The following is a 20,809-nucleotide window of genomic DNA, read 5'->3' as shown; positions in this document are numbered from 1 at the left end:
TATAATTCAATTAACGAAAGAAATTACTTTACTCAATACACCGAAAACTCATAAACACGCACATTATTCCCTTCACTTTGGTCGGGTTTGGTAACGAGTAAGCGTACATACCTGGCTTTCACAGGCGATTGTAACAGTCGGTCGGTTTCGAGTGCGGTGTTATCGGTTACAGTATCTACTGTTTTCCATTCGTCGCTCTCGTTTAGTTTTACCTGTAAGCTGTATTCTTTTGTGATATAATCAAGGGCTTCCAGTCCGGCGTGGAATACATACCAGCCACGAATCTCTTCTACACGTTCCATATCTACCACAATGAATTTGGGCTTATTATTACTGATGTCGCACCATTTGGTTGTAATATCATCGTCTAATGCCGCTTCGGCTCTTTCTCTGCGATTTACCTCACCGCTTCTATCAACAACAGGTTTCTTGTAAAGCAGATTCTTGTTCGAGTGTATTTCATCATCTGCATCTTTTACTGGTAAATCTACTTTAAGCAGATCTGTGGCAGATGTCATGGTATTGTTCTCATCGTAAGCCATTGTTGCAGCAAATACTACAATGCGTGAGTTATCCGGAAGTTCCAGTTTTTTAGCATTGGCAGGTATATCCAGTGCTATGCAAAACATGTAGGTAAATTCGTATGGGATATCTTTATTGTAAATCATGCTGTGCTTATGTGTACCCACAAAAGCTATATCGGCTGATTTAAGGAACCCTTCGGTATGACCGGTATGGCCCCACTGACCAATAAAGTCGGTATACGAAGGCACCTGTACTTTGTGCTGAACACCATCTACTGTAAATGTAGCCATATTATCTTTTTGAGTAGATGCCGCAAGCAGGTAAATACGGTTGAACTTTCCTTGTGGAAGGTCAATTACTTCCTTTCTGCATTTAACTCCATTGGGCACATCGCCTCCGGGTAGTTTGAAGTTAATACCGTTGAAGTTTATCTCTTCGGGCAGCAGTTCCGATGCATACGAATTTCCTTTGCCATCGAAGTTGGCATCCTGACGGAACGAGTTATAGGAAGAAGTTTTTATATTATAAGGTAGTTCCATGTGAACTGATTGGGTTGTTGCCAACATAGTAGCAGGCTTAGCCAGTTTCACTTTAAAACTCTTCATACCATAAGGATTCACATCGAATGTAAGGGTTTTACCGTTGTATCCGGCTTTTGCAATTACATCTTCTACACCATTAATTTCGCTGGCCGAAACAATATCGGCTGCAAAAGTAAAGTTAACTGTTTGTGTACCTTTTCCTTCGGTTTCGTAGAAACGGATTACATATTCATCGCTCTTTTCGGCTTGTTTAAAGGCTTTCAGTGCAACTTTATTGTTGTCCGAATGGGCAAATGAGAATGTTTTACCCAAACTTCCTTTGTGTTTAGGAGCCACAAAGGCATTCATGGATTGATTCATAATCTCGGCTTTCAATACTGTACCGGCCGCACGATAATCGCCGGCATGTGCCATGATTGAGTACGTGAAGCGATGTTTGCCAAAGTCTTGTTTGTCCTGATAAGCATATCCACCGCGTGTTTTGGGCGTGTGCAACAGGGTGAGACGAATGGTGTTATCATTGGGTTTGTCCCAACCGTATTTGCTGTCGTTCATAACAGAAACACCATAGCTATTGTCCTGTGCAGTGAGGTCGGCCCATTGCTGAGCATATACTTCGTAAGCAATTTCGGTATTGTTACCTCTTTGTACTGTTCCTACACCCAGATCGTAGGTTGCAACCGGGTTTGAAATACTTAACGGAAACTCTGCTTTCAACAGAGCGTTGGTTGTTTGCCAGTCGATATCATTCACAATGTCGATGCGATCGTTCTGACCACCTTCGGTTAATTGGATGTATTGTTTGAAAGTAGAACCTCCATACGTGCGTTCAACACACAGGGATGCTCTGACCGGGCCGTTTTCGGCTACAGTTATTTTCACACCTTCGGATAAAGAGATGGGGTCTTTATCCATCTCTTTCTTTAGGATTTCCCATGCCGGCCAATTGAATGATTCGTTTTCGGTGAACAAGGCCAGACGAATGGTCTTGCCGTTTTTAACCAGTTCTTTGTTGTTGCGCTTGTCAACAATGGAAGTAATGTCACCGTTTTTGTCGAGCGTCACCTTGTATATACTGTTCTCTATATTGTTAGCTGATGCCCGAAGCGTGGCCGATGGCTGGGTGTTGCCACCTGTGCGAACATCGTACACTACATATCCCATAGCAGGAGCTGTGGCCGAGACAAGCATCTTCACTGTACCGTTTTTATTTTCAATTATCTGGCTGGGTACTAACTGCCCTTTTTCGTTATACACAGATACTTTTCCTGCAGCTTTGGGCATTTGCAGTTGTACTTCAATAACATCCGAAACCACAAAAGCCGATGGATTATGAATTACCAGTGGTAAACCTTTAACTTGTGTATCCAACGCGCGGGTAGTTGCTCCTACTGAACTGGAAAGCACATTTGCAAAGTCTTTGAGTGAAATAAGTTCGTCGTTCCACGAAAATTCATAGGCACGTGGAATACTGGTTCCGGTAAGGTCATCGTGGAATTGATGCCAGATGAAACGCTTCCATGCTTCAGTAAGTGTATGTTTGGGATAGTCGATAGCTCCAATCCAGTTGGCAACAACAGCTGCACGTTCGGAAGCATCTGCCAATAATTCGTTGCGACGGTTGTACAGTTTCATAGCCGCCTGTGAGGTATAACATCCTGTTGCATGAACATCCATCAAGAGTTCGCCATTGTACAAAGGAAGTTCAGGGTGTTTATCGAATGGCAGGTAATCTTTATACAGCTGATCGCTTGTGGCGCTGATTATTTGTATCGGTCCGTCGCCTTTAAGTCCTTTTTCAACGGCTCTGACCGATTCGATGGTGGGTGCACCACCTGTATCGCCTGTACCGTAATAGTGGTAAACGGTTTTAATCGGACTTTTCTGAATGATGTTGTATAAGGATTCATTTTGGCTTAAATCTTCATCGCGCCATTTGGTGGTATAGTTATGTGCATCGGCTACCATCATAATCTTTGAGCCGTCAACACCTTGCCACAATCCTATTTCGAATGGTATTTTGCTATCTCCATAGAAAGGTTTGTTTCGCCATTGCAGCTTTTGTGTGGAGAATCCGATAAGCCCCGAATGAGCCGAAATAGTAGGAAGTGTCCAACCGAAGCCAAAGCAGTCGGGCAAGAAGATATCGGTAGATTCTACTCCAAACTCATCTCTGAAGAAATGTTGTCCGTAAAGAATGTTACGGGTAAACGACTCGGGCGAGGGTATATTAGGGTCTGTAGCATCCCAGGTACTTCCGGTTACATGCCAACGGCCTTCGGCAATGTATTTCTTTATTAGTTCATACTGGTGTGGGAAGTATTCTTTCATCCAGTAATATTTTATTCCACCTTCAAAGTTAAACACGTAGTTGGGATATTTGCCAAGCAAGAAAAGGTTTTGGTTAATGGTTTTGGGAATAAATTCACTGATTGATCGTTGTACATCCCAGTTCCATTGCGAATCGAAATGTGCATTCGATACAATGTAGGCTTTGTTTTTGTTTTGTGCTTTAGCCCCAAAAAACAATGATAGGAGTAAGCAGAAAGTAACTAATACTTTTACTTTGTTCATGATATTTGCAGTTTTTAATTTAATTACAGAAACAAATTTAGAGGGAAAGATTAAGATACGAAAGCTATTTGTGGCAGTAATAAGCTTGTTGGCAGGATTGATTACTAAATTGGCACAATTGTGTACTAATAAAAAACAAAGAAAGGCTACAATGTAGGGAATTTCCCTATCATTGTAACCTTTTTATTTTTAGGAGTTATCGCTTTATTTACTCTTCATCCAAAAGAATTTCAAGTATCTGGCAAGCAGCCTTCGATACAGAAGTTCCCGGGCCAAAGATAGCAGCTACGCCAGCCTGATAAAGGAAGTCGTAATCCTGTGCTGGAATTACCCCACCGGCAATAACAATGATATCTTCACGACCAAGCTTCTTCAACTCGTCAATAATCTGAGGAACAAGAGTTTTGTGTCCGGCAGCCAGTGAAGAAACACCAACTACGTTTACATCATTCTCAACCGCCTGACGGGCAGCTTCTGCCGGAGTCTGGAACAATGGTCCCATGTCTACGTCGAAACCACAGTCGGCATAACCTGTTGCTACAACTTTGGCACCACGGTCGTGACCGTCTTGTCCCATTTTAGCAACCATGATACGAGGTTGACGTCCCTCTTTCTTCGCAAACTTCTCGGCAAGCTCTGTTGCACGTTTGAAGTCCTCATCGTTTTTACTTTCTGATGAATACACGCCTGATATAGTTCTGATTATTGCTTTGTAACGTCCTACGATAGTTTCGCATGCATAAGAAATCTCACCCAGTGTAGCACGTACACGGGCTGCCTCAACAGCTAGTTCAAGCAAGTTACCTTCGCCTGTTTCCACACATTTGGTAATAGCATCGAGGGCAACTTGTACTTTGGCATTGTCGCGACCTTCTTTTAGTTCTGTCAAACGTTCAATCTGTTGAGCGCGTACAGCTGTATTGTCGATTTCAAGGATATCAATCGGAGCTTCTTTTTCCAAACGGTATTTGTTAACCCCAACAATGGTTTGAGTTCCTGCATCGATACGTGCCTGAGTACGGGCAGCAGCTTCTTCGATACGCATTTTAGGAATACCTGTTTCGATAGCTTTAGCCATACCACCGAGGCTTTCAACTTCCTCAATGAGTTCCCATGCTTTCTGAGCAATCTCGTTGGTTAGTGATTCAACATAGTATGAACCTCCCCATGGGTCAACATTCTTGGTGATGTAAGTTTCTTCCTGAATATAGATCTGTGTATTACGGGCAATACGGGCAGAGAAATCGGTAGGAAGTGCAATCGCTTCATCCAAAGCATTGGTGTGCAGTGATTGGGTGTGTCCTAAAGCAGCGGCCATTGCTTCGATACAAGTACGTCCTACGTTGTTGAACGGATCTTGTTCGGTAAGCGACCATCCCGAAGTTTGCGAGTGAGTACGCAATGCCAGTGATTTGGGATTCTTCGGATTGAATTGTTTTACAATCTTAGCCCAAAGTAAACGTGCAGCACGCATCTTGGCTATTTCCATAAAGTGATTCATTCCGATTGCCCAGAAGAACGACAGACGTGGTGCAAATGCATCAATGTCGATACCTGCGGCAGTACCTGCGCGAAGATATTCCAAACCGTCGGCCAATGTGTAAGCTAACTCAATGTCTGCTGTTGCTCCTGCTTCCTGCATGTGGTAACCTGAGATAGAGATTGAATTGAACTTAGGCATCTTCTGTGATGTATATTCAAAGATATCAGAAATAATCTTCATTGAGAATGCAGGTGGGTAAATATAGGTATTACGCACCATAAACTCTTTCAGGATATCGTTCTGAATAGTTCCTGCCAGTTCTTCCAGCTTAGCGCCTTGCTCTAAACCTGCATTGATATAGAAAGCAAGTACAGGAAGTACGGCACCATTCATGGTCATGGAAACAGACATTTTATTCAATGGAATACCATCGAAAAGAACTTTCATGTTTTCTAACGAGCAGATAGATACACCGGCTTTACCTACGTCGCCCACTACACGTTCGTGGTCGGGGTCGTATCCGCGGTGTGTTGCAAGGTCGAATGCTACCGACAATCCTTTTTGTCCGGAAGCAAGGTTACGACGATAGAATGCGTTTGACTCTTCGGCTGTAGAGAATCCGGCATACTGACGGATAGTCCAGGGACGAAGGGTGTACATTACCGAATAAGGTCCGCGAAGGAAGGGAGGAATACCGGCAGCATAATTGAGTTGCTCCATTCCTTCCAAATCTTCTTTTGTATAAACAGGCTTCACACCGATGTGTTCCGGGGTTTCCCAGTCGGCAGTAATGTTGTTTGCCTTTTGCCACTCAGCACCGTTTACAGGCTGAAATGCGGCGAATATATCTAAATTTTTAAAATCTGGTTTCATTGTTTCTTTTTATTTTTTATTAAACACAGAGGCACTGAGATACAGAGTTCTTTATTTTATGCGGAACACTGAGGCTTCGCAAAATGGATACTTTTAAAAATACCCATTGATTTTACGTCTGATGCCTGCTTTTAAAACTGGAACATTGAAATTGATTAATAATCCTATCTTCTTATTAGCTAAACGGAGATATGACATAAGTTGTACTTCGTGTATATCACGTATACATTCAACAGATTTAAGTTCGATAATAATTGACTCATCAACAAGTAAATCTAACCTAAAACTTTCACCCATATATTCTCCTTTATAAACGAGAGGAAGTTCCATTTGCCTTTTAACATGTAATCCTCTATTTAATAGTTCACTTTCAAGACAGGATTCATAAACGGATTCTAATAAACCAGGTCCAAGTTCTTTGTGTACTTCAATTGCAGCAGAAATAATTTTCTGCGTACGTTCATTATACCATTCTTGTGTCTTCAATTCCATTTAACTAATCTCTGTGTTCAGCATCAGGACAAGCCCTGTGTCACTGTGTCTCTGTGTTTAAATCTTATTTCAATAACTCTGCATTATAAGCCTTCAACGTTTCTAACACATTAGAACGAACATTGATGAAATTCTCAATACCCGCAGCTTTCAGTTCATCCATATTTGCAGGAGCACCTGCTACGATAAACATTGCGCGGCCATTCAGTGCTTTATATGCAGGAACTGCATATTCGGCATATTCATCGTCGCTTGAGCAAAGCACAACAATGTTGGCACCGGCAGCCATGGCAGCATCAACACCAGCCTCAACTGTTGGGAAACCAAGATTATCAACAACCTCATATCCGGCACAAGCCAGGAAGTTACAAGCAAACTGTGCACGGGCCTGACGCATAGCCAGATTACCAATAGTCAGCATGAATGCTTTCGGACGTTTGCCCGAAGCTTCTGTTTCAAGACGAAGAGCCTCGAATTGGCTGGAAGCACGGTCGAAGTTCAATGTTTCAATACCACTTTCGGCATGATCGCCACCACAGCAGCATTTGCATTCAACAGATTTCTTATCGCCTGCAAGTTCAGTAAAGTTAGGATACTGATTGGTTCCTAACAGAATTTCTTTGCGTTGGGCAACTGCTTTATGACGATTTTTTCCTGTTTCATTGATATCTTTCTGAACAGTTCCGGCTTTAATAGCAGCATAGAATCCACCTTCTTCCTGAACCTTCATAAATACCTCCCATGCCTGTTTTGCGATAGACACAGTAAGGTTTTCAATGTAGTACGAACCGGCAGCCGGGTCAACCACTTTATCGAAATGCGACTCTTCTTTCAACAGCAATTGTTGGTTACGGGCAAGTCTTTCCGAGAATTCGTCGGGAGTTTGATAGGCTTTATCAAAAGGAGTAACAGTCATTGAGTCTACCCCTGCAATAGCAGCACTCATGGCTTCGGTTTGAGTACGAAGCAAGTTTACATGAGCATCGAACAAAGTGAGGTTGTACGAAGAAGTTTCTGCATGGATAGCCATCTTGGCTGCACAACGGCATTCACCGTTTTCGCCTTTGTTATCGCAATCGCGAAGACATCCCGGATTGTATAAAGCTACAATATTAGCCCAAAGTAAACGGGCAGCGCGGAATTTAGCTATTTCCATAAAATAGTTTGAACTGATGCCAAAGTTAAACTTCAGTCTTTTAGCGATGAAGCTAACAGGCACACCAGCACTGAAAAGCTGATCCATATATTCGTTACCCCAAGCCAAAGCATATCCTAACTCTTGCGAGATATAGGCACCTGCATTATTCAGGGTAAGAGCATTTACACTAAGTACACGGAAGAAAGGAAGTGGCTGAATTGCTTCGATCAACGCTTTCGATGTTTGAATGAAATCGCCTTTTTCTTTTCCGCGAGTCAACATTTTGTTAAAGTAGTCGTAGTTGATTGAACCACGGAGTTCTTTTACATCATAATCCATTTTCTGGAAGTATGCCACCAGTAGTTCTGCCAGTTCAACGGCATGTCCCTGACAAACAGAGAAGTTCAACTCAACTGCCGGAGCTTCGATGCCCTTTAACAATGTTTCAAGATATTCGATACTCAGTTCTTTCGAATTTACATGGAAAGACAACGAGTCAACACCTTTGTTTAAGACGTCTAAAGCTTTTGCGTTTGCTTCTTTGGCATCTTTAGCACAAATGTCCTGGCGAACAAGCCACACATTATTTTTCTTAGTACCTCTTAAATACGGAAACTCACCAGGAAGCGCGTCGGTTGTTTTTAAACCTTCGAGGTCTTCCATACGGTAGAAAGGTTTTACTTTAAATCCTTCGTTTGTTTTCCAAACAAGTTTCTTCTCATAGTCGGCTCCTTTCAGGTCGGCTGTAACTTTTTCCATCCATTGTTCGGTTGAAACCGATGGAAAATCGGAGAAGAGTTTTTCTTTACTGTCTGCCATAGTTTACTTTAATTATAATAAAGATTGGTTTTAAAATATCTTTTGCATATTTATTCTCTAAAGCCTTGCAAATATACGTATATAAGTTAAAATGAAGTTTTTTTTTAGGAAAAATTCGCAGTAGGAAACTATCTCATAATCAGTTCAGGTATCAGTAGTTTGTGTCCACCATTCTTGACCGCAACGACGGCATTCGTGCAAATCGTTTCTGTACGAGTCGGTTTTGGTCGATGTTTCAGAGTCCAGATACGAACCATTGTAATAATAATCGGTTTTGGTTTTATAAGTAGTGCTGTAAAGTTTACTACGCGTAATAAACGAATCTAACTCGTGACAGTTGGGACAACGGCTCCGTTTAATATCTACAATTATTCTATAGGTTAAATAAGCTAGCAAACCTCCCGTCCAGATAGGTGCAAATGTACCACTATATGCCTGGTGTGAAAGAAGCCACCCACCCACTGCCATCACAATATTAAATTCCATTATAAAGGCAACAATCAGGAACACCCAATTGGGCATTACCCTGAAAAGAGCCAGTATTGTTGTTGGTACTGTTACAAATATAAATGTTATTATTATAGGCATCAGAAAATAAAGAATAATATAGCCAAAAAATCCCCAACTATAAATGGCATTAAACAGGTTATGGCTCCATCTCCACGAAAACCAGCTCTTTACCTTATTAAACCAAGCCATGGAAGTATCTTTGGTTTTGCCTTTAACAACCGAAGTTACCGGAACAAGATAACTACTGCTTATATAAGCTTTATTTCCTTTGTAGGATATTTGTGCCCAGCCATTACTTATCTGGTTTACTTCTACAACATCTCCTTTATAAACGCTACCCAATATAGCCGCATCTTTTGCAGGAGCACTTCTTACATTCAAAGAGCTACTTACATTTACCTTGTACTTATCTGCTCCGAAGGCAGTAATTGAAAGGAATATAGAAAACAGGAATAAAAAATATATCTTCATAGTAGTTGCAAATTTATGAAAACTTTGTCTACTATGTATAGAGTGATTAAGAAAAGTGAGGTAGAGGAGGTAAAGTGAGGTAAAGGAAAATGTGTTAATTGCCGCCGGTTAAAAACCGACGACAATTAATAATCTTAGTTTCAATTCTTGCTAGGTAAATTACACCAATCGATAGTGCTTGTTGGCCAGATGCTTCTGGAAGCGTTTTGTGCGCCAATTGTAAATGTAGCAATATCTACAATAGTTCCCTGTCCGGAAATTGTTCCTTCATAAACCTGCCCTGAGTTATTTTTAAAGATAGCAACTTTATAGTTTACAGAACTTACTCCTTCGTTCTCCGCATAATAATGTAAATACACTTTATACGTTCCTTCGGGTGCCGGATTAAAATAAATATTTTCCGGACCATAAGCAACTACATTATCATAATCTAAAAAACCACCTGTGGTAGATTGCATATCTGAATAGTATATATGATAACCAGAAGGGTCAATACAATGCAAATCAATATCTGAATAGTCGTCCCATGTTAGTGTCATTTTTACTTCACCATTACCCGAGATCAAACTACCTTCGCCTAAGTTTATGTCATCAGTAGCCAAATCATATACTAAATCGCCCAATGCTGTTACATTATTAGCAATACCTGTTAAGCAAACTAAAACTGTACCTGCATTTGCACAGGATACTAAATTAGCATAATGTCCAATAATTGTACTACCAATGGCAGTGCCTTGTGAAACTTCGATTAAACCTGCTACATCTGCAATGTTTACAAGTGCTCCCGAACAGCTTATAGCCGCAAGCGCAATACCAACACCTGTAGGAGCTGATGCTATTGACAATCCGCATCCAACAGAACTTACAACAGCATTAATCCACTTTATTGGCGAACGAGACACTGCTCTCGTTGTTCCTTCTTCTAATAATCCATTTTTATATTCGTCCCATAAAACATCTGTTTCTATGTTCTCAAACAAATGAGTTTCTCCATTTTTAGTAATTAGAACTGCATTCAATTTACTTTCTTCAAATTGACCTAAAACAATAGTAAATTCTTCCGATAAAATTGTTTTAGGCAAGCCTTCACTATCAAAATCGATAATAAGAGTAATTTTTTCTTCTATACCATCATATATAGAAAGACGTTTAGGCAATTTGCTGTTTTCTTCTTGAAACTCATAAAAGTATCCCGAACCATCTAGTCCTAAAATTGCATAATCAAATTTATCACCTAAATTTTGATTCAAAGCTATATATTCAGGCAAATTCATAATTTGGATTCTTAACTCCTCACCATCAACCAATGTCAAAATAAGTTCATTCCCTTCAACCTTTACTGATTGGAAGAAAGAATCTCCATTAATTCCATTAGTGCCATCTTCACCGAGTGCTTTCACTGGTTCGCCTGTTTCATTTTGTATTTCAGTGAATGTAACTCCATTATCATAACTAATAATCCAATAGCCATCCGAATTAATTTTAAGTTGTGGAGTTACAGCATCGGCTCCTGTAACAGGTATCTTATTACCATCTGTACCTGTTAACCAAGATTTATTACCATCTATGGTCTGAGTCCAATAATATTTACCTTCAAAAACATCGACCCCAATAATCGGAGCATCTTTACCATCAGTTCCATCAATCCCGTCTTTACCGTTACTTACAATTGCAGTAGTACCATCTGTGAATGTTATAATGTATCCATCACTACCATATTCTACACTTGCAACATATACATTGTTTTGAAGTGCAGTAATAATTGCACTCATAGAAGAAATATTGCTGTTCATTGATTTTAATTTGTCTTCAATAGAAGCAATACGTTCATCCAACGAATTTACTTTATCCCACAACGCATCATCGTTGTACTTACAAGCTGTGATACAAAGCATTAATAATGCAAATAAAAGATTTTTTGTTCTCATTGTTTTTTAATTCTTAATAGTTGTTGATACACATATAGTGCGCAAAAGCCCCAAAAGGTAACAGGTAAATCTCACTTTTTTTCCGAGCCATTGTTTTTCCTCATTCAACACTGCAAAAGTATGATGCCGAAAATTGTGGATGGAAAGAAATGGCGAGAAATGGCAAGAAACGTCTAGAAATGACGAAATAAATATTTAAAAGAAGTTAATCGGGCGGTTGTTATTATGTTTTAGCCACGGATGACGCGAATTGCACGGATTTTTAAATACCTGGATTAGTTTAATGCTATATAGCATTGACCCCTCGAGCTATATAGCATTGACCCTCAGAGCTATATAGCATTGACCGGTAAAGCTATATAGTTCCGATTCTTCGGGGTATATAGGATGAAAGCACCGTAGGGATGCCCCTTGTGGGTATCCTGATAATGGTTCCCTTGTATCAATGGTTAACAATCAGGATACCCACAAGGGGCATCCCTACAGGGTTTGCGCATTCACACCTTTGCGAATCATCATCAACAGCAGCAGTTTCTTTTTACTCTGCTTTTTCTGATGTTATGTTATGTTATGTTCTCTTCTTTTCTCTTCTCTTCTTTTCTATTGTTGCAACGGAATTCTACGACCGTTGCTTTTTAGCTCCCTTTGTTTGTATATATTTTAGCAAACAACAACAATAATCCGGCACATCAACAATCTAGTGTTATAGCCACAAATACAGATTAATAGATTATAATATTGACACTTCCTGCATGCACTATCGTGTCTAATAATCAAAATAAATAAGCAGATACTTTTGCATCATATTTACAGTAAAAAGGCAACGAAAAGACAACGAAAGAACAATGAAAGAACAATGAAAAGCTTAAAATAGTAGTCTATTCTGAATTATTCTTTATTGTTTGATGCCTACATTGTGTATTTGTATGCAAGAAAGCTCTGTGTTTCTGTATCTGTTTGGTAGATAATTAGTATTTTTGGAGATGAGAATAAAATTATAAAAGTTTAAAAACAACATGTCTACTTACGCACCTTTTGCTAAACCTCTCTATGTAATGTTAAAGCCGGCAGGTTCATTTTGTAACCTTGCATGCGATTATTGTTATTACTTGGAAAAAAAGAACCTCTATACTACCGAAGCTAACGATAAATTTATCATGAGCAATGCCTTGCTCGAAAAGTTTATTGAACAGTATATTCTTTCGCAAACCCAACCACAGATACTATTTACTTGGCATGGTGGTGAGCCATTAATGCGTCCCATCTCGTTTTATAAGTATGCTTTGGAGTTACAACAGAAATTTGGTAAAGGCAGGCAGATTGACAATTGCATACAAACCAATGGCACATTGCTAACGGATGAATGGTGTAAGTTTTTTCACGATAATAACTGGTTGGTGGGCGTTTCTATCGACGGCCCTCAGGAGTTTCACGACGAATTCAGAAAAAACAAACAGGGGCTACCCTCTTTCCATAAAGTAATGAGGGGAATTGAATTGCTGAATAAACACAATGTGCAATGGAATGCAATGGCGGTTGTAAATGATTTTAATGCAGATTATCCACTCGATTTTTATAATTTCTTTAAAAAGATGGGCTGCCACTATATTCAGTTTGCACCTATTGTAGAAAGAATTACCCGTCATAAAGATGGTAGATACCTGGCAAACCCAATGGATGGCAGCAACCCGGAACTGGCCGATTTCTCGGTTACTCCGGAACAATGGGGGAATTTTCTTTGTACACTTTTCGATGAATGGATAAAAGAGGATGTGGGCACGTATTACATTCAGTTGTTCGATGCTACACTGGCCAACTGGGTTGGCGAACAACCGGGGGTATGTACCATGGCTCGTACCTGCGGACATGCCGGAGTAATGGAATATAATGGCGATGTGTATTGTTGCGACCATTTTGTGTTCCCCGAATACAAGCTGGGCAATATTCATAACAAAACATTAACCGAAATGATGTACAGCGAGCAACAACTTTCTTTTGGAGCGGCTAAAGAAAACACCTTGCCCACTCAATGCCACGAGTGCGAGTTTTTGTTTGCCTGCCATGGCGAATGCCCTAAAAACAGGTTTGCATTTACGGCTACAGGCCAACCGGGGCTTAATTATTTATGTAAGGGATATCATCAGTTCTTTAAACATGTAGCACCTTATATGGATTTTATGAAGAACGAGTTAATGAATGAACGGCCGCCGGCAAATGTTATGGGGTGGAAACCTCAATAGTCATTTATGAGTTATAGCTTTTTGCATCCGGGTAAGTATTGCCGTGCTATTCTGCTTTCCGGATGTACATCGAACAAATAAATAATCGCAAGGAAGCAATACTCAAAAGGCTTCATTAAAATATACACAATATCGGCACTTAGCGGCGTTGTGATATGTTTAGCTATAGGGTAACCATATCTATCGTACAGATAGCGGATAACACGGTGAATTTTAGGTATTCGCTCTTCCAGAATTTGCTCAAAAGCATTAGCAACCAACAACTGACGGTTTACCCAAATTGTTGTTCCGCCACGTATGCCCCGGCGCAAAGGTTTTACAAGTTTTCTATGTCCCTGTACCGATACAGTGCACAAGTAGTGCCCCGAATGAGGAAGCTTTGGCGGAGACTCTCGTTCGGAGAATAGCCAGTCGCTTGTTTCGGTGAATGCCTTTACAAAGCTATCCGGCTGTTGCCCAAAAAGCAGAAGCAGAAGCATGCAAACACAAAGAATAGGCAACATTAAAAGCAGTGCCATCCAACCCCAGTTTTTACTATTATAAAGTAAATAGTTGGGTAGCGAATACATTACAGAACGATAATTATCTACCGGAAAACTTCGCACAACACTTATTACAACCCTAACTTCATAGATTAAGAAATTAACAATACAAACTATTCCTGTTATTACTCCTAAATTGCTAATGTTTGCAGTAAGCTGAACTATATACATTACACAGCATATTATTTGCAAAAATATAAAGCTGAACAGTATAATTGTAACCAATGGCGGTAGCAGTTGTTTGCCAATGCGAATCACTATGAGTGACACTACCCCAATTATCATCAGAATAACATACCACTTACCATATTGGCCCGAAATTGGTGCATGGTAGAAAGGTGAGTCAAGCTCCCTTAGAGGTATTTGATAATCGGGACCTGAAAACTCGGCCCAACAAAAAACAAAAATTACTGCCATTAGTATCAGGTAGCACCGCAAATTCATTTTTAGAACTACGCCAACTTCTTTACTACGGCATGTTTGCACCAAACGATAAATATTGAAAAGGGTGCCATCTATAAAGATAGTTCCGATTATAAAAAAAACAACCAGAAGAATTAGCACTTCATTAATATTGGATACCTTATTAAAGATAATAATAGCAACCGTAGTTATAACTGTTAATGCCAATCCTATTCGTAATACGAGTTTATCCGAAGTCATTCAACAACACCCTCAATTATTGTGCAACTTTCATTTTAAATTCTCGGAACTGGCGCCACAACATAACACCTGCCACAACACATGCCACCAAATCGGCTATAGGCATACTCATCCATACGCCTAAAGAACCCCAGAAGTGAGGCAATATAAGCAAACAGGGAATCAAAAACAGTATCTGACGGGTAAGCGACAGAAATATAGCTTTACTTGCCATACCAATACTCTGAAAGAAGTTTGAGGTTACCATCTGGAAACCAACTATTGGGAAGAATGTGATAACTATTCGTAAACCTTCCGAGGCCAATGCTATGAGTTTCTCGTCCGATGTAAATATGGATACTGCCAAACGTGGCATAAACATTCCTACCACAAAGCCCATTGTGGTTACAGCGGTTGCTGCAATAATTGTTAGTTTCAATACCTCGGTTACACGACTATATAGTTTTGCGCCAAAGTTATATCCCGCAATAGGCTGCATGCCTTGGTTAAGGCCCATAACAATCATCAGGAATAAAAAGGCCAATCTGTTTACAATGCCATAGGCACCAATGGCCAGGTCGCCACCGTGCCGTTTCAACCCCTGATTGATTAACAGAACTACAAAGGTGGCTGCCAGATTCATCAGGAAAGGCGACATACCAATTGAAAGCGAATCAACAACAATTCTCTTCTTCAACCGGAAGATGCCTTTACGAAAGTGAATCAACTCGTTTTTATTACTAAACAATACAATTAACCAAACCAATGCCATAATCTGAGCCATAACAGTGGCTATGGCTGCTCCCTGAATTCCCCAGCCAAAAACATATATAAAAAGAGGATCGAGTGCCGTATTAAGCAGTACAGTAGCTATGGTTGCAACCATTGCCTTCTTTGGGTGGCCCGACGAGCGTAAAACCGAGTTCAAACCTAAATATAAATGAGTAACCACATTACCCAGCAATATAATTTTCATGTAATCGCGGGCATAGCCAATGGTGTCTTCGCTGGCACCAAAATAATAGAGAATCGGGTCCAGAAACGCCAGCGTAATAATACTGAATCCTATACCAGCTACTACATTCAGGATTACAACGTTGCCTAGCACCCGCTGTGCTGTGTCGTAATCTTTCTGTCCTAATTTCATCGATACCAAGGTAGAGGCCCCTACCCCAACCAACGAACCAAATGCAGCAGCAAGGTTCATTAAAGGAAATGTTAATGCCAACCCCGATATAGCTAGCGAACCTACTCCCTGCCCAATAAAGATGCTATCTATCATGTTATAAAGAGAGGAAGCAGTCATGGCTATAATTGCAGGAATTGCATATTGCATTAATAATTTTCCGATTTTATCTGTCCCTAACGCTGTAGGTATTTTCTGATTTGCCATAAGTTTGGTTTTTAAGTAGTAGCTAGTAGTTAGTAGCTAGTAGTTAGTAGCCAGTAGTAAGTAGTAAGAATCCATGCGGCATCGCTACTAGCTACTAACTACTAGCTACTAACTACTATAAAAAAAGTGTGCAAAGTTAACAAATAATGTTCTGACAAAAAACAAAACCGTAACTTTCAACTCTCAACTCTCAACTTTCAACTATTAATTGCACGAATATTGGAAATGTTTCGTACTTTTGCCACAAATTTAAGTTTTTGAGCCTATCTGTTTTTAAGTTTTAGGCTATGCCAATAACAACTTAAAGTCTCAAAAAACTTAAAAACTCAAAATCTCAAATATGAATATATTAGAATTAAGTGAGCAAGAAATCATTCGACGCAACAGTATGAATGAACTTCGCCAGATGGGTATTGAACCATATCCCGCTGCAGAATATGTAACAAACGCTTTCTCAACTGATATAAAGGAAGAATTCAAAGACGACGCCGAACCTCGCAAGGTATCAATAGCCGGACGAATGATGAGTCGCCGGGTAATGGGAAAAGCATCATTTGTAGAATTACAAGATTCAAAAGGACGTATTCAGGTATATATTACCCGGGATGATATTTGCCCGGACGATAACAAAGACCTTTATAATGTAGTATTCAAACGTCTGCTCGACCTGGGCGACTTTATTGGTATTGAAGGAACCGTATTCCGCACACAAATGGGCGAAATCAGTGTTCATGCCGATAAACTTACCATACTTGCCAAATCAATAAAACCACTTCCTATCGTAAAATATAAGGATGGAGTTGCTTACGACTCTTTCGAAGATCCCGAACTGCGCTATCGTCAGCGTTATGTTGATCTTGTGGTGAACGATGGAATAAAAGATTTGTTTATCAAGCGTACCAAGATATATAACTCTATGCGTGAGTACTTCAACACACAGGGATATATCGAAGTAGAAACTCCGGTGCTGCAATCTATACCGGGTGGTGCTGCTGCAAGGCCGTTTATAACACATCATAATGCATTGGATATACCTTTGTATCTTCGTATTGCAAACGAATTATATCTTAAAAGATTAATTGTAGGTGGTTTTGAAGGAGTATACGAATTCTCTAAAAACTTCCGTAACGAAGGTATGGACCGTACCCACAATCCGGAGTTTACCTGTATGGAGATTTATGTGGCCTATAAAGACTACAACTGGATGATGGCACATACCGAAAAGATGCTTGAAAAGATATGCCAGGATGTAAATGGTACAACCGAAGTTAAAGTGGGCGACAACCTCATTAACTTTAAAGCACCATACAAACGGGTAACAATGCTGGATTCTATCAAGGAATTTACAGGATATGATCTTACAGGCAAAACAGAAGACGAAATACGCGAGATTTGCGGAAAGCTAAATATGGAAGTAGATGAAACAATGGGAAAAGGAAAACTCATTGACGAAATATTTGGAGAATTCTGCGAAGGAAACTACATACAGCCAACCTTTATCACCGATTATCCGATAGAGATGTCGCCGCTAACAAAACGGCACCGCAGCAACCCTGAATTAACAGAACGCTTCGAGCTGATGGTAAACGGAAAAGAGTTGTGCAACGCATACTCGGAGTTGAACGACCCTATTGATCAGTTGGAACGCTTTCAGGATCAGATGCGGTTAAGCGAAAAAGGTGACGATGAAGCCATGTTTATTGATATGGACTTTGTGCGTTCGCTCGAATATGGTATGCCTCCAACATCGGGAATGGGTATTGGTATGGATAGGTTAACAATGCTTATGACCGGACAAACAGCCATACAGGAAGTATTGTTCTTCCCACAGATGCGTCCGGAAAAAACAGTAAAAAAAGATTCTGTTGCTAAATACACCGAAATAGGAGTTCCCGAAGAATGGGTGCCTGCTATACAAAAAGCAGGATACAATTTGGTGGAAGATATGAAAGATGTGAATCCACAAAAACTACATCAGGACATTTCGGGCATAAACAAAAAATATAAGCTGGAATTGAACAGTTTGTCTGTAAATGATGTTACCGGATGGGTGGAGAAACTAAATTCGTAACCAAATTCCGTAAATAATGAAAGTACCGGGAAAGATAGCAATCATGGGTGGAGGAAGCTGGGCCACTGCTATAGCCAAAATGGTTATGGGGAATGATGTATCGATAAACTGGTATATCCGAAGGGATGACCGTATAACCGAATTCAAGCGGATGGGTCATAACCCTTCTTACCTTACCGGGGTAAAGTTTGATGTAAAGCGAATCAATTTCAGTTCGAACATCAACGATATTGTCCGTGAATCAGATACACTGATCTTTGCTACCCCCTCTCCTTATCTGAAATCGCACCTAAAAAAACTTAAATTAAAGCTCAAAGATAAATTCATCATTACAGCTATTAAAGGTATTGTACCTGATGAAAACCTGATTGTTTCCGACTACTTTCATAAAGTGTACGGAGTACCGCTCGAAAACATTGCTGTTCTGGCTGGTCCTTGCCATGCCGAAGAAGTAGCCTTGGAGCGCCTCTCCTACATCACAGTGGCCTGTCCGGATAAAGATAAAGCAAGGGCAATGGCACGCAATCTGAGTAGTGGATATATCAAAACTTCTATTAGCGATGATGTTACCGGTATTGAGTACGGTTCTGTTTTGAAGAACGTTTATTCAATAGCAGCCGGTATTTGCAGTGGGCTTAAGTATGGCGATAATTTCCAAGCCGTTTTAATGTCGAATGCGATTCAAGAGATGAACCGTTTTCTGGACACAGTTTATCCTATAAACAGAAATATAAACGATTCGGCTTATCTGGGCGACTTGTTGGTTACAGGTTACTCTAACTTCAGCCGTAACCGTACATTCGGAACCATGATAGGCCGTGGATATTCGGTTAAAAGTGCCCAGATTGAAATGGAAATGATTGCCGAAGGGTATTTCGGCACCAAATGTATTAAAGAAATCAACAAGCATCATCATGTTAACATGCCCATCCTCGATGCTGTTTACAACATTCTCTATGAAAAAATCTCACCGATGATTGAGATTAAATTATTAACAGATTCATTTAGATAATAAGAGTTATGAGTTGTGAGTTATGAGTTTGGAGTTTCGATGCCGCATGGTATGTACAACTCATTACTCAAAACTTATTACTCAAAACTCATTACTCAAAACTCAAAACTCAAAAAGTATGATAACACTGAACATTGAAAAAACTCTTGGATTCGTTTCCAAAGAGAAAGTTATGGCTTATGAGCCTGTAATAAAAGCTGCTCGCGAAGCACTGGAAAATGGCACAGGTAAAGGAAACGATTTTTTGGGATGGTTGCATTTACCTTCATCAATTACCAAAGAATTTCTGACAGATATTAAACAAACAGCTGAGGTGTTAAGAAACAACTGCGACTATGTGGTAGTAGCAGGTATTGGAGGTAGCTACCTTGGTGCACGTGCGGTAATCGAAGCTTTGTCGAACAGTTTCACCTGGTTGCAGGAAAACAAAAAGAATCCGGTTATTATTTATGCCGGTCATAACATTGGCGAAGATTATTTGTATGAACTTACCGAATTCCTGAACGGAAAGAAATTTGGTGTAATCAATATATCAAAATCGGGAACTACAACCGAAACTGCTCTTGCCTTCCGTTTGTTGAAGAAACAGTGCGAAGAGCAAAGAGGCAAAGAACTGGCTAAGAAAGTTATCGTAGCTATTACCGATGCCAAGAAAGGTGCTGCCCGCATCACTGCCGATCAGGAAGGGTACAAATCGTACATTATCCCCGATAATGTTGGCGGACGTTTTTCTGTTCTTACTCCCGTTGGTTTGCTTCCTATTGCTGTTGCCGGATTCGATATTGAGCAACTTATTGCAGGTGCAACCGATATGGAGAAAGCATGTGGAGTAGATGCTCCTTTTGCTGATAACCCTGCCGCTATTTATGCTGCAACCCGCAACGAACTATACAAGAACGGAAAGAAAATAGAAATCCTTGTAAACTATAACCCTAAATTGCACTTTGTTAGTGAATGGTGGAAACAGCTTTACGGTGAATCGGAAGGAAAAGAAAACAAAGGTATTTTCCCTGCTGCTGTAGACTTCTCTACCGATCTTCACTCTATGGGACAATGGATTCAGGAAGGCGAACGTACTATCTTTGAAACAGTTATCTCTGTTGAGAAAACAAACTTCAACCTGCAAGTTCCTTCGGACGAAGCTAATCTCGACGGTTTGAACTTCCTCGCCGGCAAGCGTGTAGACGAAGTTAATAAAATGGCCGAACTTGGTACACAGATTGCTCACGTTGATGGTGGTGTTCCTAACATCCGTATCACAATTCCTGCATTGAACGAATATAGCATTGGTGAGTTGCTTTATTTCTTCGAAATTGGTTGTGGCATCAGCGGATATGTACTGGGTGTTAACCCATTCGATCAGCCGGGAGTGGAAGCGTACAAAAAGAATATGTTTGCACTTTTGAATAAGCCTGGTTACGAAGAAGAATCGAAAGCGATACAGGCGAGATTGTAATTCACAAATACAATCTTCTATAAACTAATAGAACACAGAGACACAGAGTCACAGAGATATTAAAAACTCTGTGTCTTTGTGTCTCTCGTTCTATTATT

12 protein-coding genes are annotated in these 20,809 nt (G+C 40.2%); 4 read left to right on the top strand and 8 right to left on the bottom strand.

Annotation, left to right across the window (positions count from 1 at the left end):
* Window positions 1-32: 32 nt before the first annotated feature.
* The 6 genes from D0T85_RS13890 to D0T85_RS13865 all read right to left on the bottom strand — a co-directional run bounded on the left by D0T85_RS13890 (window position 33) and on the right by D0T85_RS13865 (window position 11,355).
* Window positions 33-3,641: a glycoside hydrolase family 38 C-terminal domain-containing protein gene (locus D0T85_RS13890; RefSeq protein WP_203558485.1), complete on the bottom strand. Its 3,609-nt coding sequence runs from the start codon at window positions 3,639-3,641 to the stop codon at window positions 33-35.
* A gap of 208 nt (window positions 3,642-3,849) precedes the next feature.
* Entirely contained in the window at window positions 3,850-5,997 is a 2,148-nt protein-coding gene (gene scpA / locus D0T85_RS13885) for a methylmalonyl-CoA mutase (protein ID WP_163214122.1), read from the bottom strand.
* Window positions 5,998-6,090: 93 nt separating this feature from the next.
* Window positions 6,091-6,489, bottom strand: coding sequence for a GxxExxY protein (locus tag D0T85_RS13880; protein ID WP_163214121.1), 399 nt, complete (start codon window positions 6,487-6,489; stop codon window positions 6,091-6,093).
* Between the two features lie 64 nt (window positions 6,490-6,553).
* The gene (mutA, locus tag D0T85_RS13875) at window positions 6,554-8,446 is read right to left on the bottom strand and encodes a methylmalonyl-CoA mutase small subunit (protein ID WP_163214120.1); all 1,893 of its coding nucleotides are present in this window, start codon (window positions 8,444-8,446) and stop codon (window positions 6,554-6,556) included.
* A 144-nt stretch (window positions 8,447-8,590) separates the two neighbouring features.
* Window positions 8,591-9,427, bottom strand: a complete 837-nt coding sequence (locus D0T85_RS13870; protein ID WP_163214119.1) for an SH3 domain-containing protein — start codon at window positions 9,425-9,427, stop codon at window positions 8,591-8,593.
* A 140-nt stretch (window positions 9,428-9,567) separates the two neighbouring features.
* The gene (locus tag D0T85_RS13865; RefSeq protein WP_163214118.1) at window positions 9,568-11,355 is read right to left on the bottom strand and encodes a PL29 family lyase N-terminal domain-containing protein; all 1,788 of its coding nucleotides are present in this window, start codon (window positions 11,353-11,355) and stop codon (window positions 9,568-9,570) included.
* 1,016 nt (window positions 11,356-12,371) lie between these two features.
* Here D0T85_RS13865 and D0T85_RS13860 point away from each other — a divergent pair.
* The gene (locus tag D0T85_RS13860; protein ID WP_163214117.1) at window positions 12,372-13,595 is read left to right on the top strand and encodes an anaerobic sulfatase-maturation protein; all 1,224 of its coding nucleotides are present in this window, start codon (window positions 12,372-12,374) and stop codon (window positions 13,593-13,595) included.
* Window positions 13,596-13,606: 11 nt separating this feature from the next.
* Here the strand turns inward: D0T85_RS13860 and D0T85_RS13855 are convergent, their stop codons facing one another.
* Window positions 13,607-14,800: a DUF6688 family protein gene (locus D0T85_RS13855; protein WP_163214116.1), complete on the bottom strand. Its 1,194-nt coding sequence runs from the start codon at window positions 14,798-14,800 to the stop codon at window positions 13,607-13,609.
* Between the two features lie 16 nt (window positions 14,801-14,816).
* Entirely contained in the window at window positions 14,817-16,172 is a 1,356-nt protein-coding gene (locus D0T85_RS13850; protein ID WP_163214115.1) for an MATE family efflux transporter, read from the bottom strand.
* A gap of 340 nt (window positions 16,173-16,512) precedes the next feature.
* Here D0T85_RS13850 and lysS point away from each other — a divergent pair, with 340 nt between their 5' ends.
* From lysS to D0T85_RS13835, 3 genes are all read left to right on the top strand, one after another.
* A complete protein-coding gene (lysS, locus tag D0T85_RS13845; RefSeq protein ID WP_163214114.1) occupies window positions 16,513-18,243 on the top strand; it encodes a lysine--tRNA ligase in 1,731 nt (576 codons plus the stop codon).
* Window positions 18,244-18,259: 16 nt separating this feature from the next.
* Window positions 18,260-19,255, top strand: coding sequence for an NAD(P)H-dependent glycerol-3-phosphate dehydrogenase (locus D0T85_RS13840; RefSeq protein ID WP_163214113.1), 996 nt, complete (start codon window positions 18,260-18,262; stop codon window positions 19,253-19,255).
* A 118-nt stretch (window positions 19,256-19,373) separates the two neighbouring features.
* Complete coding sequence (locus tag D0T85_RS13835) at window positions 19,374-20,711, top strand: glucose-6-phosphate isomerase (RefSeq protein WP_163214112.1); 1,338 nt, start codon at window positions 19,374-19,376, stop codon at window positions 20,709-20,711.
* The last annotated feature ends 98 nt before the right edge of the window (window positions 20,712-20,809 follow it).

It is taken from the genome of Bacteroides sp. 519 (assembly GCF_010500955.1).
Classification (GTDB): Bacteria; Bacteroidota; Bacteroidia; order Bacteroidales; family Bacteroidaceae; genus Bacteroides.
Note: the sequence above shows the minus strand (reverse complement) of the source record. Positions and strands in the feature narration are given on the sequence as shown.